The organism is Xanthomonas sp. LMG 12459 (genome assembly GCF_009192905.1).
GTDB lineage: Bacteria > Pseudomonadota > Gammaproteobacteria > Xanthomonadales > Xanthomonadaceae > Xanthomonas_A > Xanthomonas_A sontii.
This window is the reverse complement of the sequence record NZ_NSGT01000049.1, coordinates 14,546-32,549: the sequence shown is the minus strand read 5'-3', so window position 1 is coordinate 32,549 and position 18,004 is coordinate 14,546. Positions and strand designations below refer to the sequence as shown.

Annotated in this window: 8 protein-coding genes; 1 reads left to right on the top strand and 7 read right to left on the bottom strand. The window is 68.2% G+C overall.

Going from position 1 to position 18,004, the window contains the following annotated elements:
* Positions 1 to 380 precede the first annotated feature (380 nt).
* The 6 genes from CEK65_RS12155 to CEK65_RS12130 form a co-directional block, all read right to left on the bottom strand.
* Complete coding sequence (locus CEK65_RS12155; RefSeq protein WP_152181904.1) at positions 381 to 2,189, bottom strand: Svx/AvrXca family virulence/avirulence protein; 1,809 nt, start codon at positions 2,187 to 2,189, stop codon at positions 381 to 383.
* Between the two features lie 432 nt (positions 2,190 to 2,621).
* Entirely contained in the window at positions 2,622 to 4,223 is a 1,602-nt protein-coding gene (locus CEK65_RS12150) for a family 43 glycosylhydrolase (protein WP_152181892.1), read from the bottom strand.
* Positions 4,220 to 8,401, bottom strand: coding sequence for an Ig-like domain-containing protein (locus tag CEK65_RS12145; protein ID WP_226980564.1), 4,182 nt, complete (start codon positions 8,399 to 8,401; stop codon positions 4,220 to 4,222). Before CEK65_RS12145 ends, CEK65_RS12150 begins: the two co-directional genes overlap by 4 nt.
* A gap of 158 nt (positions 8,402 to 8,559) precedes the next feature.
* Positions 8,560 to 11,388 carry a TonB-dependent receptor gene (locus tag CEK65_RS12140; RefSeq protein ID WP_152181890.1) on the bottom strand — a complete coding sequence of 943 codons (2,829 nt, stop codon included), beginning with the start codon at positions 11,386 to 11,388 and terminating at the stop codon, positions 8,560 to 8,562.
* Positions 11,389 to 11,722: 334 nt separating this feature from the next.
* Complete coding sequence (locus CEK65_RS12135; RefSeq protein ID WP_152181889.1) at positions 11,723 to 14,089, bottom strand: Tat pathway signal protein; 2,367 nt, start codon at positions 14,087 to 14,089, stop codon at positions 11,723 to 11,725.
* Between the two features lie 150 nt (positions 14,090 to 14,239).
* Complete coding sequence (locus CEK65_RS12130; protein WP_152181888.1) at positions 14,240 to 14,548, bottom strand: flagellar basal body protein; 309 nt, start codon at positions 14,546 to 14,548, stop codon at positions 14,240 to 14,242.
* A 533-nt stretch (positions 14,549 to 15,081) separates the two neighbouring features.
* Here CEK65_RS12130 and CEK65_RS12125 point away from each other — a divergent pair.
* Positions 15,082 to 15,489, top strand: a complete 408-nt coding sequence (locus CEK65_RS12125; protein WP_152181887.1) for a hypothetical protein — start codon at positions 15,082 to 15,084, stop codon at positions 15,487 to 15,489.
* A 74-nt stretch (positions 15,490 to 15,563) separates the two neighbouring features.
* On the opposite strand, the gene CEK65_RS12120 is transcribed toward CEK65_RS12125, so the two are convergent.
* On the bottom strand, positions 15,564 to 17,894 hold the full coding sequence (locus CEK65_RS12120; RefSeq protein WP_152181886.1) for a S9 family peptidase: 2,331 nt from the start codon (positions 17,892 to 17,894) through the stop codon (positions 15,564 to 15,566).
* Between the last annotated feature and the right edge of the window lie 110 nt (positions 17,895 to 18,004).

The window sequence follows — 18,004 nt, the reverse complement described above, 5'->3', positions numbered from 1 at the left end:
GGCCTCCCGCGTGCGAGGCGGCATGCGGGAAAGAAACGCATCGAGGCATGGACTGCTCCTGTATGAGATGTCGGGACGCCGACGCCGCAGGGCAACGACCAGCGGATCCATGGCCACTGTGTCATCCGGGTGACAGCGCGTCTTGTCCCCACTGATGCGTGCAGATGCGGATTTCTGCCGAATCACCGTGCCGACCCGGCGCTGGCGACCAGGCCCCTGCGGACAGCGTGGGCGAACGCGGCCGACACGCCAATGCGCTGCGGCTCATGCGCCACCTGCACGACGCGTCGCGTCATGCCGGGATCGCGACACCGCGGCGGTGTCGCAGCGAATGCACCGTGCATCCGCCACGATACCGCCTGGCCGTCATTGCCGGTCGATCATTGCGGCTTCGCCGTGACCTCCGGCACCGCGTCGGTCAGGTCGGCGCCATAATCGGGGTTGGTCACCGTGTCCGCATCGACATAGCCGTAGAACACGCCCTTGCTGGCCGACGCGCCGCGTTGCTCGACGTCGCCACGCAACTGCGCGGTGCCGGACAGCGTGAATCCACCGAACGCGCCTGCCGGCTTGAACACCGTATACAGATTAGCGCGATCCTTGATCGTCACCCCGGCCTGCAGCAGGCTCAACCCGCCGACCACGGCGCCGTCCTGCACCTGCCCGCCCAGGATCGTTGCGTGGTCCTCGATCCGTGCATCGCCCAGCACCTTGCCCCCGAGCACTCGCGCATATGGGCCGACATAGGCGGTGGACGCGACATACGCGTTCTGCGCGACCCAGCCGCCGCCGTTGGGGTGACGGCCGCCCACGCGCGTCGGCGTCGGCGCACCGGGCTGCTGGCCCGACGGATACGCGTTCTCCAGCGCGACGCTCCACGGGTAGCGGTAGACCGAATAGTAGGACTGATCCCACTTGATCTTCTGCATCTTGCTCGGCGTCCCCATCACCACCAGATACAGGTCGCTGTCATCGCTGCGCACCTGGAACGACAGCGCGGCATCGGCGCCTCGCTGCAGCGCGCTGTAGCGCGGCTTGCCGTTGGCATCGATCGCGACCAGGCCCCAGCGCCAATCCGAGTCCGGCGTGCCGATGCGATCGGGATCGTTCGCCAGCCCGGGCAAGGTGTCGACCGCCGATGCCTGCTGCACGTCGCCGTGGAAGCGCACCACGACCGCCCCGGCGCCCTGGGCGGGAACCAGCCGGACCAGGTTGTAGCCCCAACGCTGCGGTGCCCAGTCGAACGGCACTTGGTAGACGCCTGTCTGGCCCTGCACCGGATCCAGCTGGGTCAGGCGCAGCGCGCGATCGCGGTTGGTCTCATCGGCCAGGTTTTCCGGATCGAACGCGGTATTGCTGCCGTATTGCTGGCGCATCACGGCGCCATGGTCGCGGCCGTCCGGGTCGGTGTAGTCCCACTGCACGTTGTGCATGGCCCAGTCGCCGAACACGTCGTTGAGCTGCGACTGGCTCCAGCCCATGTTGTCGCGGATGATCGAGAACGGATCGGCATCGGCCTGGCGGGAATCGCCGGGCTTGGGCGCCTTGGCCCACAGATCGTTGATGATCGCGTAACCGAAGCGATCCTTGAGGTACTCCATGAACTGCCAGTTGCAGTAGCGATCGCGGGTCGAGCCAAGATAGAGATGCGGGTAGTTCACCAACATCTCCGAGCACTGCACGTCGTCGTGGAAATACTGATGCGCCATCCAGTTGGCATGCGATTCCCAGATCCAGCCGACGTACGGCGAGTCGCGCAAGCCGCCGGTGCTGCCCTGCAAGCCATGGGTCAATTCATGCGCCAAGCCCCAGTGATACCCCAACTGGTCCGGATTGATCCACATGCCCATGCCGCCGCTGGCGGAAGTACCGCCGTTCAGGCCGAAGCTGTGGTCCAGGTGGACGCTGACCTTGTACTTCGTTGCCGTGTTGCAGTAAGGCTCGGGAAACTCGACGCGCCCCATGTAGTCGTCCCAGATCAGCTCCAGCTCCTTGGCTGCGGAGGTCACATCGTCCTGCGACACGGCTTGTCCGTCCTTCCAGCGGAACGCGAAGTGCTGGGTTTCGTAGCGGACGGCCGGCATGTCGGTATCGCCGGGATTGGCGATCCATTGACCGGCAGTGCAGACCGCCGCGGCCGCCGCCTGCGCATGCTGCGCAGCCAAGGCCAGAACGGCCGACAGGCACATCGTGGAGACCAGACGCACGAATCGAGAAGCAGCAAGTTTCACGGCTCTACACTCCTCTTGTCCGACGACATTGGATGAATAGGACGATCGACGCGCGTTCCGCCGCACCAGCCTGCAGTGATTGAGGCATCCGCCGCCACCCCGACGGCATGCGGATCCAGGTTCGCCTCCGGCGAAACGCCAGGAACACGCCGCACGGCAGCCACTCGCGTATCGGCAATGCGTCGCCAGACTAATCCACCAAAACGCCATGCACCCGACGGTTATCCTCATGGAATCGGGATAATTCCGCACAGAGTCCGAAAATCAAACCGACGTCACAGCAGGAACATGATGCGGCCGGCACCTGCCGCCGACATCAGCGGCGGGTGCTGCAACCGAAGCGCCTGCGAAGGTCGGCGAGGTCGGCTCGATCGGCATGCACGCCTCACTTCAAGGCATGTCGCAGCGCTGCACATCCGCCGCGGTCGCCTGCGGCAAGCGCTGCGCCTGCGGCGCCAACATCTCCCACTCCTGCACCGCCAGTGCGGCGTAGCGCTCGCCGCCGCCGGATGCGTCCAGCTCCGCGCGCACGCAGCGCGTGGTCACTGGCGCGAAGCGCAACGTCTGCCAGCGGCCGGCGACGGGTGCGCGCGCACTCTCTGCCAGCGGCCACCAACGGCCGTCGCGACGGTACTCCAACCGCCAGCGCGCCGGCGGCGCCACGCCGCTGTCCGCGCCCGGCGGATGATCGGCCCAGAACAGGATGCGGCTGCCCTGCAGCGTCACCGGTTGCGCCCAGCTGTACTGCAGCCATTGCTGCGGTGGGTTGTGCGGTGTCCAACTGCCCCATAGCTGCGGCGGCAACGGATTGCGCTTGACCCGGCCGTCGTTGAGCGCGGCGATCCAGTACTGGTGCGGAATGTCCGGACCGTTGGACTCGCTGGCATGGGCATAGCGGGCGAGGTTGCGCTGCGGCGGCAACGGCGGCTGCGGCCGCTGCGCGGGCACCACCGGCAGAATCCGCGCCGGCTGCCGGGTGTCGTCCCACTGCAATCGGTCGATCGCCACGCTGCGGCGGAAATGCCCGCCGCCCTTGGCGTCGGCGGTGTGGTAGACCAGGTACCACTGGCCCTTGAATTGCACGATGCCCGGATGCGAGGTGGTCGAGGACACCGGCGGCAGAATCACGCCGCGGTAGGTCCATGGCCCCAACGGCGAGGGCGCGCTGCCGTAGGCGATGCACGCGTGGTACAGCGTCGGCGTGCACTCCGACTCCGGCCCGGCATGGTTGTCGGCGTAGGCCATGTAGTAGGTGCCATTGCGCTTGAACAGCCACGGCGCTTCGAAGTAGCCGTCCAGCGTGGTCACCGCCACCGCCTGCCCCTTCGGCGTGACCATGTCGCGTTCCAGTTCGATGCCGAACAGCTTGCCGAAGGTGCCCCAGTACAGATACACGCGGCCGTCGTCGTCGACCAGGACGGTCGGGTCGATGTTCTGGATCGCGTTGGGCACCGGCAGCGACTGCGACAGGATCGGTCCCTGCGGATGCGCGTCGCGCCACGGCCCCAGCGGGCTGTCGGCCACCGCCACGCCGATCGCGAACGGATCGGCATTACGCGAGTGTGCTTCCTGCACCGGCGCATACAGGTAGTAGCGTTTATCCGGGCCCTGCACGATCTGCGCAGCGTAGGCGTGGCCGGGCGCCGCCCAGGCGAATACCTGCTGCGGGCGCAGCAACCTCGGGTAATGGGTCCAGTCGCCGCGGCCGACATCGTCGGTGACCAGCAGTTGCCAGCGGTCGATCACGAAGTCGTTGACCTCGGGTGCCGCCTCGTCGCGGCCGGCGATGATGTAGAGCTTGCCGTCGGCGACCAGCGGCGCGGGGTCGGCCGAATAGGCGCGGCCGTCGGCCAGGATCGGATTGCCCGGCGCATGTACCTGCCGCGACCAGGGCACCGCCGGTGTCGCGGCGATGGCCGCGGCAACGCCGATGCAAGCAGCGCAGGCCACCAGCAGGCAGGCGACGGCACGGCGCACGGGATGGCGGTTCATGGCGTCGTCTCCGCCTCGATCACCAGCTCCAGCCGTACCGGCAGCGTCCCGGTGCCATCGCGGCCCTGCGCCTGCCCGACCACGCTCGTGCGACCAGGCTTCGCATAGGAAGCCGGCGCCAGCAGCGGCCACTGCACCGGCACGCGCTCGCGCGAGCCGTCGTTGTACTGCACGGAGACCAGTTCCGGCAGCACCGGCGCCTGCCCCGCAGGAACGTGCAGCGGCGGCGGCGCCTGCACGGTGGTGAGCTGGCCCGGCGCGGTCGCGCGGACCCAGATGCTGGCCGTCACCGGCACGCCGCCGTCGGCCAGGCCCTGCACCTGCACGCGGCCCTCGCCGGCCAGCGCCGCCGCATCGACTTGCGACCAGCGCACGCCCAGCCAGGCCCAGCTGCCGTCGGCGAAGTAGCCGGCGATGCGCGCCGGCAGCGTCGGCGCCTGCCCGGGCGCGATGCGCACGTCCACCGCTTCGGTCACCACCGCGCGCTCGGCGAACACCTGCCATTCGTCCAGCCCGACCGCGTAGTGGCCCTCGCCCTGCACTGCGGTCTGCAGCACCGCGCGCAAGGCGGTGGTGACCACCGGCGCGAACGTCACCCGGCTCGGCGCGCCATCGCCGTGCACCGGATAACCGCCGCGCACGGCGATGTCGCGCCACTGCGTGCCGTCGCGGTATTGCAACGTCCACGCGCGCGGCAACGCCACCCCGCCCTGCGGCTGGTCGTCCCAGAAATACAGCGCCGCCGCGTTCAGTCGTTGCGGTTGCGGCCACTCGTACTGCACCCACACCGAAGCCGGCTGCGCGCGCCCCCAACTGCCCCAGCGGCGGTCGGCGGCCGGCACCTGGTCCGGCGCCGGCAGCAGCCCATCGTTGAGCGCCTGCAGGCGGTGATGACCGGCGGTGAACTGCGCACTAGGCGTGGCCTCGCCCTGTACCTGCAGGGTCTGGCCGGCCGGAGCCGCCGCCGCGATCACCTTGACCTCGGCGTGCCCCTGCAACGCGCCATCGTCGGCCTGCAACTGCAAGGTGTAGGCGCCGGGCGCAGTGAAACGCACCTGCGTGGTGGCCGCCTGCGGCTGCTCGAACAGCGCCGCGCCGCCGGGCGGTGCCTGCAGCGTGCGCCAGTGCAGCGCCAGCGTGCCGTTCGGCAACGCATCGTCGCCGACCCGGCCGACCAGGCGCATCACGCCACCCGCCGCGCTGCCGTCTTCCTGCCAGGCCTCGACCTCCGGTGCCTGGTTGCCGTGCACCGCCGGCGCCGCGGCGCCGCTGGCATAGGCCTGGAGTTCCTTGATCCCGGTGCGCAGTGCGCCGGCATGCGTGACCTGCACGCGCCAGCGCTGCGCGCGCAGCGGCGGGAAACGGATGCGGTTGCGGTTGCCCTGCGCGATCGGTGCATCGCGCACCTGGCCCGGCACGGTCTTCCACACGCCGGCGTCGAAGTACTGCAGCACGTACAGCCACGGCGGCGCGTAGCCGGCGCGCGTGCCCGACGGAAAACCATGCTGTTCGCCGGGCGGCGAGGAGCTGCGATAGAAGTACACGCGCACGTCGTCCAGGGTCTGCGGGCGCTGCAGATCCAGCTCCAGCCAGTCGCTGGCGGCAGGCGAACCGGCGGTGCCCCAGAACGGTTCGTTGGCGGTGCTGCCGTCGACCGCGGCCGTGGCCGGGAATCCGTCGGACGCGTAGCTGGCGCTGACTGCCGCGCCCTGCGCCAGGTTGCGCGCGCCGGGCGGCAACGCGATGTCGAGCCCCGCGTCGGCGAGGACCGCACCGATTCGCGCCGTGCCGGGAAACCGCACCTGCTGCGGCGCCTGCAATGCCAGCCGATGCGCGGCCAGCACCTGCATCTGCGCGGCACCGGCATTGATCGCATCCGGCAAGGCCTGCACGTGGCCGCTGGCCGGGTCGTACAGCACGTGCGCCAGGCGATCGACGGTGAAGGCCAAATGCCCGTCCAGGTACAGCGAATAGCCCTTTGGCGCGGCCCCGCCGTAGCGGCGCCCGTCGCGGTCCCAGACGATGCTCAGGTCGCGGTCGCGGTAGCGCAGACGGTCGGCGGCGAAATGGTCCCAACCGATGTCGATGGGATACAGCTCTATCAGGGCATCGCTGCGCGGGCGCAGGCCCATCGCATCCTCGATCACGGTGAAGTTGGTGGCGCCGAGCTGGGTGTGGTGGATCCACGAGCGATAGCCGATGCGGCCGCCATCGGCGGCGCTGCCCTGCGCCCAGAACTCGTTCTGGTCCGGATAGCGGTTGTCGCCGTCGATGTAGTGCGCCCACGCGTTCCAGTACAGCAGCTTGCGGTAGCTGGAGGCGTCCAGGTACGGGCTCGGGTAGTCGCGCAATACGCTGCCGAGCAGGCGGAACGCCACGGTGGAATTGATCACCGAGAAGTTGTTGCTGCCGCCAGCGCCGCGCGCCTGCGCATCGGCCTGGTTGGCGGTGTAGAACGGAAACAGCGGGAACTGCCGCGCATCGGCGAACAGGCGCAGGGCGCGCACGTATTTGGGGTCGTCGTCGGCATCGCCGTGCCTGGGCATCAGGCCGACGCTGAAGGGGTAGTAGTTGTTGGTTTCCTTCCAGTCCACCGGCAGGCGCGGCCCATCGGCCTGGCGCTGCTTGAGCAGGTCGCCGTGCAGGCCCATGCCGTCACCCTGTGCACTGTGGTCCTGCCACAGCACGTCCAGCACGGCGCGGCGGATCTTCGCCGCCAGCGCCTGCATGCGCGTGGCGGTGGTGGCATCGCCGGCCAACTGCGCGGCTTGCGCGGCGGCCAGCGCATTGGCGTACACGTACGCGCTCTCGCTGCGGTCCATGCGCGCTGCGCCATGGTGTTTGGCCCAGTCGAAGGACACCGCGTCGGCGTCGTTGCCGGTCATCGCCGCCCAGTCGTATTCGATCAAGCCGTTGCCGTTGCGGTCATAGGCGCGCAGCAGCGCGTCCACGTCGTCGCTGGCGTAGCGCGCCAGTTGCCCGGCGATCGCCAGCGGCCCGCCGTGCACCTGGTAGGCGCGCCAGGCGGCGGCACTGAGGTACTGGGCGTAGGAGTTGGACCAGTTCTCCGGCGCGCCGGGATTGTCCACGTATTTGCCGCCGCCGGCGGTCTCGCCGGCGCCGAGCCAGGAGCCGTAGGCGTAGAACGGATCGCGCAGGTACTTGAGGTCGTCGATGAACATGCCGGTGGTGAGCACGATGGCGTTGTCGTAGCCGAGCACGCCTTCGATCGCCACCGGGAACTGGTAGTCGTTGCCGGGCACCGCCGCGTCGAGGAAATTGAAGCGCAGCAGCCACCAGCGGTAGAACAGGGTCTTGTCGAGATTGTCCTCGGGCGTGTCCAGGTACGGCAGGTTGTCGGCCCACCAGCGGTTGTAGGCGACGACGTGGTCGCGGTAGGCCTGCTGCGGCGACTGCGCGGCGATGCGCCGGTATTCCTGCAGCGAGGCAGGCAGCTCGCGCGCGATCAGCCCCAGTTGCACCTTCAGTGTCGGCGCGGTGCCGTGCGCCGGCACCGCCAGCGGCCGCGCGATGCTTGCGCCATCGACCGCGAAGCCGTCGCCGGACAAGCGCGGAAACAGCGTGGTGATGGCGTTATGGGTGACGAAGGCGCCGGTCAACTCGGCACTGTCGGGATGCGTGGCCATCGGCGAGACCGCACGCAGGGTCAGGGTGTGCGCCACGCCGTCGACACTGGACACGGTGACTTCGGCCACCGCCACGTTCTGCTCGCTGATGAACTTGACCAGTTGCAGGCGCACGCCGCCACCGGCATACGCGCTGCTGAAATAGCTCGGCGTCTGTCGCCGCTGCGCGCTGTCCTCGACCAGCGCGATCGGCACGCCGTCGCGCTCCAGTTGCAGGCGGAACAGCGCGTCGTGGCCGGTCTTGTGCACGTAGGCCACGTCGCCCACGAAGCCAGGCTCCTCCGGCTTGTGCGTGTACAGGTAGGCGGCGCGGCCGCGGGTGAACAGCCAGTTGTTGCTGTCGCCGAAACCGCCGCCGGTGCCCTGCCGCGCCAGCAGGCGGTCGATCCAGAAATCACGGCCGGGCGCGATGCCGGCACCCGCCGCCAGGTCGGCGGCGAACACGCGCTGCAACTGGCCCTGCCCCTGCCCCGGCGCGAACGAAACGCCGCTATCCGGCAAGGGATGCGCATCGCCCTTGAAGTGCGGCATGCCGATCGCGGCATTGCTGGGCTGCAGGCCTTCGCCGTCGAGGTCGCTGACGGCGGCTGACGCCGCCACCGCAGTCGCAGCGAACGACAGGCCAACCAGGAGAGCGACGGCGCCGCGTCGCACGCGCGATGCGGCGCCACCGGGGACAGGCATGCGACTCAAAACTCGGTCCTGATCCGCGCCCAGAAGTAGCGCCCCAGCGTGTCGTAGGTGAACGCATCGGTGTTGGCCGCGCTGGCATAGCCGTAGTAGCGCGGCGGCGTGCGATTGCCGAGGTTGTTCACGCCCAGCGCCAGGGTGGTATGCAGGCTCTCGAACTTCCGGCTCACGCTGGCGTCGTGGTAGGTCACCGTGCCGACCGGGAAGTACACGCAATTGCCGTCGGCGGCGGTGTTGACGCAGAAGTCCTCGTAGGCGCTGCCGACGGTGGTGCGCCCGATCAGCCGCGTGTTCCAGCTCGCGTGCCAGGGGCCGTTGTCCCAGTCGAGGGTGAAGTTGGCGCGCCAGCGCGGCAGGTTGCCGTAGCTGGATTGTTCGCCCACGTAGTTGTGCGGATCGCCGCTGAACGTGTAGCTGGACAGGTAGGTGGCATCGACACCGGCGCGGAAGCGGCCCCACGCCGTCTCCGGCAAGGCGTACTTGATGCCGACGTCGTCGCCGCGGATGTCGACCTTGCCGCTGTTGATCGCGAACGGCACGGTCACGCTGACCAGTTGCCCGGTGGGGCCGCGCTTGATCAGCGGACAGTAGGCGCTCTGGCCGTCGTAGCAGTTCTGCAGCACCTGATCCAGGCCGGTGCCGTTGATCATGTCGTCCAGGGTGACGCGCCAGCTGTCCAGATTCAGCGACAGACCCTCGGCCCAGCCCGGGTCGTACACCGCGCCGATGTTGTAGGAGCGCCCCTGCTCGGGCTTGATCGCAAAGCCCGCGTTGGCCGAGCCGGTGGTGAGCACGGTGAACGAGGAGCTGTTGACGAAGCTGCCGTTGGTCGGCACGTTGGCGCAGGCCGCGGGATTGCCGCCGCCGGTGTAGCCGTTGCACGGATCGGTATAGGTGCCGGCGTCGTCGACCACGCCGTTGAACGGGGAGCCGTACAGATCGCCCAGCGCCGGCGCGCGGAACACCTGCGAGCCGGTGGCGCGGATCAGCAGGTTGTCGATCGGCCGCCATTCCAGCGCCACCTTGCTGTTGGTGGTGCTGCCCCAGTAGTCGTAGCGCGAGTAGCGCGTGCCCAGGTTGAGGTTCAGCGCCTGCGCGCCGGTCACGCCCTTGAGCAGCGGTACCAGCACTTCGGCATACGCCTCCTTGATGGTCTCGTCGTGGCCCTGGTTCATGATGCAACCGTCGTTGTAGTCGCAGTTGCCGTCGGCATCGGCCGCCGCCACCGGATTGCTGGTGCCCTGCGAGAAGCCGTTCTTGCGGAACGACAGGCCGAACGCGGCCTGCACCGCTCCGGCCGGCATCGCGAACAGGTCGCCGTTGACGCTGGCCTCGGCGAACTTCATCGTGCTCTCGTCGATCAGGTCGACCGCGCTCTGGGTAGCCTTGATGCCGGCGATGGTGGCCGGATCGTCCGGGTTGAACACGTTGATCGGGGTACAGCCGGCGATGACGTTGCCGGGCGTACCGCACTTGATGGTGCCGTCGCTGTCGCGGAACGAGGCGCCCACCGCGTTGTTGAGCGCCGAGGTGATGGAGAAGCCGTTGCGCACCAGGGTGTCCTTGTAGTGCGCGTAGCCGGCCGCCGCATCCCACTGCCAGCTGCTGTCGCCGAACTTGCCGCGCAAGCCGGCGACGATGTTGGTCTGGTACATCGTCGAGGTGTAGACGCGGGTGTTGGCCGGCACCGAACGCAGCAGGTAGCGGCTGAGCTGGGCGCCGAAGGGGTTGTAGTAGTTCTGCGCGGCGTTGGGCAGTTCCAGGCCGTAGGCGGTGAGCTGCGAGGTGGTCTCGCTGCGGGTCCAGAACATGTCCAGGTAGCCCTGCACGTTCGGGGTGAAATCGAACGTGGCGTGTGCAGAGGCGTTGGTGCGCTGCACCGGGGTGATCAGGTACTGCCCGGTGTAGGAGTTGTAGCCTTCCACCGCCTGGCTGTAGGTATGGAAGTCGCTGGCGGTGACCTGGCCCGGCGCCAGGTTGGCGTTGGGCGTCAGCACGCTGCCATTGCGCAGGAAGGCGCGGGTGCCGTTGCCGCGGCGCTCCACCACCTGGCCGTTGAGATAGTTCTGCGCGGTGCGCGCGTAGTCGCGATCGCTGTCGTACAGCGCGTTCATCGAGCTGCGGCTCACGCCCAGGATCAGCCCGCCGCGGTCCCAGGTCTTGCCCCACTCCAGGCCGAGCGAGCGCCGGTTGCCGTCGCCGTGGGTGCTCAGGCCGTAGTCGGCGGTGGCGGCGAAGCCGTCGTACTTGTCCTTGAGGATGATGTTGACCACGCCGGCGATGGCGTCGGAGCCGTACACCGACGAGGCGCCGTCGGTGAGCACCTCGATGCGCTCGACCATGGCCGCCGGAATCGCGTTGACGTCCACGCCGGGCGCGGCGGCGACGCTGCTGGCCGGCCCGGCCATGCGATGGCCGTTGACCAGCACCAGGGTGCGCTCGGGGCCGAGGTTGCGCAGCGACACCAGCGCGCGACCGTGGCTGAAGCCGGAGTTGAGCGCGACGTTGGGCATGTTGCCGGCCATCGCCGGCAGTTGCTGCAGCAACTGGCCGAGGGTGTCCTGGCCGCTGTCCTCGATGCGCTGGCGGTCGATGGTGATGACCGGGCTGGCGGTTTCCGCATCGACCCGGCGCAGATGGCTGCCGGTGACGCTGATGCGTTCCAGCGTGGTCGCCTGGCTATCCTGCGTCGGCGCATCCTGCGCCTGCGCCGCCGGCGCGAGCAGGGCCAGGGCGGTGCAGATCGCCGCGGCCAGCGGACCGGGCTGCGGCGCGGCGCGCCAGGAACACGGGAGCAGCGGCGCAACGCGTTCGAGCAAAGACGGCATCGGAAATCTCCTGAGCGGCAGCCTGGCGTTCGCCGGAACGCCGCCCTTCCCCAGGCGGGCGCCCCGTCGCCAGCGCGTGTGGCGGATACGAAAACGGACGTGTCCACGCATGCGCCGCCGGACGGGACGATCCCGACGCCGCCTGCACGGCGACGCGCACGACCCATGCGCTGCGTCCCCGGTGACGTGCAACGAATCTCCCCCTTGGACATTCACTGCACGGTCACAATGTGCGCGTAGGACGCGCGTGGCGTCTTGTCGTATTTATCGGGAAAACGTGCGGAATACCGCACTGCCCCGCAGGCAGGCGGGACGTTTCCGACTTTTTCGCCACTCAGCCGTAGACGGCGGAAATCGCCACCGTCGCCGCGCTGCCGGCCGGCACCAGCACGCGCTCGTTGCGCGGCCCGGACAGCGCCGCCGGCTGCCCGTCCAGTTGCACCTCCTGCAGGCGGGTGCCGGCCGGCACGCGCAGGATCAGCCAGGTGCGTGCCGGCCGCTGCGCCGGCAGCGTCACGCGGCCGTCGATGCGCTTGCGCGCCGGATCCCCGCGCAGCGCCAGCGACACCCTGCCCCAGCGCGTCGGCGCGGCGTCGATCGCGATCGTCTCGCCGCTGCCCAGCCAGTCGCGCGGCACCGCCCGCGCCAGGAACAGCTCCTCGCCGGCGCTGTCCTCGAACACCAGCATCCAGCGCAGCAGCAGCGGAATGGTCAACTGCGCGGGGATGCAGAACAGCGGCATGCCGCCGGTGATGCCGGTGACCTCGCCCGCGGTCCAGCTGCCGCGGGTATGCACGTGGAAGCGATGCGCGTACAGGAACAGCAGGTATTCCTCGATCCGGTCCAGGCGCAGCAACTGCTGCGCGTAGCCGTAGGAGATGAAGCCGAGCAGGTCGCGCGCCTCCGGGGTCGGCGCGGTGATGTTGCCGACCACACCGAGGCTGGTGCCGCCGTGGCCGCGCACGCAGTCGATGACCAGGTGCGCCAGGTCGTCGGGCAGCACGTCGGCCTGCAGCAGTTCGGCATAGGCGCGGTGCGGCCAGCCCTGCTCGCTGGGATGCTCCTGCTGCAGCGACTGGCGGAACGTCAGCTTCACCCCCGGCAGCGGGCCGATGTAAGGCGGCTGCAGATCGCGGCGGATGTTGCCACGCAGCGTTCGCAACAATTGCGCGGACAACTGCTGCGCGCGCCGCTGCCATTCCGCCGCGGCGGCCTGCCCACCCGGCCCGGCGATGCCGCTCCACACCGCGGCCAGGTCCTGCCAGCCGCGCACCGTCAGCGCGCTGTTGGCGTAGTACGGCTTCCACCACACCTGCGGATCGGGGAACAGGCAGGCGTCGGATTCGTTCCAGCCGTGGAGCAGGCCATGCCCCGGTGCCGATGCCGGCAGGCGCAGGCTGGCGTCGTGCAGCTCGACCAGCACCTGCGCGGTGGCGGCGATCTTGTCGCGGTGCTTGCGCAGCAGCGCGGCATCGCCGGTGTAGCGCAGGTAGCGCGCCAGCAGCGACAGGGTCAACCCGAACTGGCCGGTCTCCGGGCCGCGCATGTTGACCATGCCGTCGGCCTGCACGAAGTCACTGAAATAGCCGTCCAGCACCGCCGCCGCCTGACTGAAACGCCCCCATTCCAGGTTGGCGTACAGCGAACTGGTGAAGGTGTCCTGGAAGCCGTCGTACTCGTTGCCGTAGTAGTCGCGGTCCACCGCGCCGTACTTGGGATAGGTGCCGCCCGGACGCACCACCAGTTCGCGGGCGAACGCGAAGCGCGCCATGTCGCGCCAACTCGCATCCGGGGTTTGCGCCTGCACAGTGTCGGCGAGCTGCGCCTGCCAGTAGCCGGCGAAGGCGAGCAGACCGCGGTAGAAATCCTCGGCGCTGCGCGGGCCGCGCCGCGGCGGGTAGTCGGGATAGCTGTAGCCGTACACGACCTTGCTGACCTTGCCTTGCTCCACCAGCGCACTGCGGTGCCAGGTCTGCACCACGAAGCGGTCCTCGGCCAGCACGTCGGCGAACAGCAGGATGTCGTAGTAGCGGCCCTCGCCGGCCGGCACTACCTTGCGCACCGCCGGCATCCAGCCGCCGAGCAGGCCTTCGCTGCGGCGCCGCACCAGCTCGTCCTTGCCCAGCTCCGGGAACGCCTGGATCGCGCGATAGCAGCGGGTGCGCCCATCCGGGTACACCGGCATGGTGTCGGCGCACTCGCGGTTGCCGACGAAGGTGGTCCACGGCAGGCGCCCGTTGTAGTCCTTGGGATCCAGTTGCGAGGCCGGCGGCGGCGCGACGTCGCGCACCTCGTCGGCGCGGGGGTCGCCGTCGCGCAGCAGGCGATCGGCGAGCAGGTCGGCATCGGCCATCGCCACTTCGGCCAGGGCCATGCCGAAGTACGGGGCCTGCGCCGCAGGGAACACCGCTTCGGTGCGCTTGCCCAGCACCAGCGCCCCGCCCGGCCCGCGCAGGGTCAGATCGCCGTCGGGCTGGCGCAGGTCTTCGTACACCTCCCAGGTCGCGCCGGCCTCGACGAACCGGCAGTGCAGGGTGTGCCCGGCGAGGGTGTCGGCCGCCAACGGCTGCAGGTGCGGCGGCGCAGGCGCACGTGCGGCGCTGGCCGCTACCGGTGTCGCGGCGGCGCGCCCGGCCAGCACTTCCACACCGGCGACCGCACCGACCGCCAGGCCCTGACGCAGGAAATCTCTCCGATCCATCTACCGTCCCCGATGCAATGCGATCGTCGCATCGTGCGCGGTGCGCGCCGCAGCGTCTTGTGCGCTGTGCCGAGGATCGGTGCGGAAAATCGCATAGCCGCGTGATCGCGGCGATGTTGCGCTGCGGGAACGCAACGCGTCGGCGACGGCTTACGCGAGCACGTCGAGCAGGCTGCCGATGCTGTCGTCGGCCGCGCGCAGCACCCGCGCATTGGCCTGGAACGCGGTGCGCTCGGTCAGCGTGCCGACCATGTCGTCGACCAGATCGCTGCCCTGCCCGTCGGCCTGCCGCACCTGCCCGACCACGCCACCGCCGGCACTCGCCTGGTTCACCGGCACCGAACGCTGGAACCCGTCGGTGGCGAGGTTGGCGATGTTGTTGGCGCGCACCTGCAGCCCGGACGTGGCAGCGCGCATGCCGGACAGCGCGAGCGAGGAACTGGGAGCGATGGCGGTCATGGCAGGCCGTGGCGCAAGGAGACTTGCCGGGATATCGGCCGAGTTCGCCGCATCTTTAGGGGCGGGAGTCGGGATTGGGGATTCGCAGGAGCGAACGCATCGGCGCCGAGAGCAAAGGCCCCTCTCCCGCCGGGAGAGGGTTGGGGCTGAGGGTACGGAAGCGCCGCGATGCCTGCGAACCCCAATGCCTCCTCCGCCTCCTCATCCGCCCCTGCGGGGCTCCTTCTGCCGACAGGTCAAGGAAACACGTCGAAGTATTGGCGATCGCGATCCACCCATCCATCAATTGTGCGATCGAAGTCAGATGATATTGCTGCCCTGTTCGCAGCGGACCGCGGATGGATCGCCACGTCATTCGGCCAAATTAATGTGTCATAAATATGAAATTATCTTGACGCCTCTTGAATGAACTGTTAATTTTATTTTCCTTAAAAATTCAGGGTATATATTCCGAAATACAAAATTCAGTAAATAAAATTAGATTTCTTATCGAATTCCACTTGATTCACTTGACTCACTTGCAAGAGAGAAGAATGAAGATTTATAAAAAATCAGTCGTGGCATGCGCGTTGTTTTCCATTGCCGGAGCAGGCAATTGCGGAATAGGCGAGAACTCGTGGTTCTTCATGCCCTTGGAAAAAGTAACCTATGACTTCACCGCTGGCGAAGAACACATGGGCCTTGAAACAGGATGCGATTTCTTCGCCCCCGGCAATATCTTTTTTGCGATCACATACTCTGGCACGCCTGCAGCCGAAAAAAGAGTCTATGTCGAAACCGACGACCCCAGAAACGTCACGTACGACAAAGCCGCAAAGACGTTCTACGTCACAAATCCAAAGCGCATGGCAATAGGACTCCCCTATGGCGGAACCTACACCATTAAAAATCGCTCATTAGCGACGATCAAAGGCGCCAACTGTGACGCCGGATTTTATTAAATCCACGATTTCCGAATGATCCGATGCCGCCACCGGAAGGCGGCATCTCTGACATTCATGCAGGCGCGCTCTACTTATCGCGCAACGCGTCCGTCCACGCCATTCCAACGCGGCGTCGGCTCCCCCAACAGATGCCGCACGAAGAAGTCGTACTGGCGCCGTTGCACGTAATCGATGGGGCCGGTGGAGCGGCCGACGGTGTGTTCGCCGCCGGGCACGACCAGCAGGTCGAAGTCCTTGTTGGCCTTGATCAGCGCGTCCACCACCTGCGCGGTCGAGGCCGGGTCGACGTTGCTGTCCTGCTCGCCGACGATCAGCAGCAGGTCGCCACGCAGCTTGGCCGCATTGTCCACGCCGGAGGCGCGTGCATAGCTGGCGTCCACCGGCCAGCCCATCCACTGCTCGTTCCAGCTGATCTTGTCCATGCGGTTGTCGTAGCAGCCCGCATAGGCCACGCCCACCTTGTAGAAGTCCGGATGCCGCTCCAGCGCGCCCAGTGTGCTCTGCCCGCCGGCCGACGCCCCGTAGATGCCGACGCGGCCGATGTCGTAGGACGGATCCTGTGCGGCCAGCGCCTTGTGCCAGGCGATGCGGTCGGGGAAACCGGAATCGCCGAGGTTCTTCCAGGCCACGTCGTGGAAAGCCTTGGAACGGTTGGCCGTGCCCATGCCGTCGATCATCACCACGATGAAGCCCAGGTCGGCCTGCGCCTGCATGCCGATCTGCTTGTCGCCGCCGGAGTGATAGCCGAACGGCCAGAAGGTCTTGGGCACGAAGGAATCGTGCGGGCCGGCATAGATGTTCTCGATCACCGGGTACTTCTTGTGCGGGTCGTAGTCGCGCGGGCGCACCACCATGCCCCAGATGTCGGTCTTGCCGTCGCGGCCCTTGGCCACGAAGGTCTGCGGTGCGCGCCAGCCGGCGGCCTGCAGCTTGCGGATGTCGCCGCGCTCCACCATCTGCAGCAGGCGCCCGTCGATGGCATGCAGTTCCATCACCGGGGCCATGTCAGGACGCGAATACACGTCCACGTAATGGCGCCCATCGTCGGCGATGGCCACGTCGTGGTCGGCATCGGCCTGGGTCAGCCGGGTCAGGTGGCCGCCGTCGAAATCCACCGCGAACAGTTGCCGGTAGTACGGATCCTTGCCCGCGTCCATGCCGCTGGCGGTGAACCAGATGCGTCGCTGCGCATCGTCCACGCGCAGCACCTCGCGCACGATCCACTCGCCCTTGGTGATCTGCGTCTTGATCCGGCCGCTGGCGCCGTCGACCAGGTACAGGTGGCGCCAGCCGTCGCGCTCGGAGATCCACAGGATTTCCTGGCCCAGGCCGTCGACATCGTGGTGGTAGCTGCGGTCGGCGTACACGAAGGTCTTGGCATCCTCGCCCACCGCCACATGCGCCTTGCCCGTGGACGCGTCCACCGCGATCGCGCGCATGCGCTGGAAGCCGCGCTGCACGTAATCGAACACGAAGCTGGCGCTGTCGCTGCGCCACTGGATCGGCGAGAGCTGGTACGGGTTGGCGAACAGCGCGTCGTCGATGGGCAGGCGCTTGGGCGCACCGCCGCGGGCCAGCGCGCCGAGGTCGAACAGCACCGGTCGCGCGATGTCCACCGCATCGCCGGGCTTGGGATACAGCTGCGTGCGCACGATCGGCTGGCCGCCGCCGGGCGGCGCCGCCTCGACCCGGGTGACGCGGCGGGGAAAACCGGGCTTCACCCGGTACAGCGCCAGCCGCTGCGAATCCGGCGACCAGGCGATCGTTTCCGGGTCGTAGAAATCGTCGCTGCGGCCATCGTCGGCCAGGCGCAGCGTGTGGCCGTCCGCCACTGCGCGCAGCATCACCGCATTGCCGTCGACATAGGCGTCCCAGCGCCCGTCCGGCGAGCGCCGCGGGGTGGCGTCGGCCGGCACGCTGAGATCGCGCACCACGCCGAAACCGCGCGGCCGCAGCTGCGGACCGCTGTCGGCGCGCGCGCAGACGTAGGTGGTGAGGGTGCAGCGCCACGGCAGTTCGTCGAGCTCGAAGACGATCGCCGCCTGCGCCTTGCCGCCCTCGGCGACGTAGGCGAAACGCGCGAACGGCAGGCGCAGCGCCGGATACGTGGTGCCGGTCGCCGCACTCAACGCGCGCGCCAACTGCTGCTGGTCGAACGCCGGCTGCTTGCGCTGGCTGGCCACGTCCTCGACCACGAAGGCGAAGCCGCCCGGCACGGTCTTGCGGTAGTAGAACGCGCCGTCGTCGCGCCACTGCGCCGGCCAGGTCACGTTCTCGGTCAGGCCGATCCAGGCCTCGCGCAGGCCCAGCGAGCGCTGGTAGTCGGCGACGCTGGGCGCAGCGTGGGCGGCACCGGCGCAGCAGGCCAATGCCATGACGAGGGAGACAACGAACTTGTTCATGCGGTTTCCAAAAAATTTCATGAAGCGCTTGTCTTCCATAGGGGCGGCTCTAGCCGCGACGGGCGTTCCCGATAACGTCTGTCGCAACCAATCACAACAAAGGAGACAAG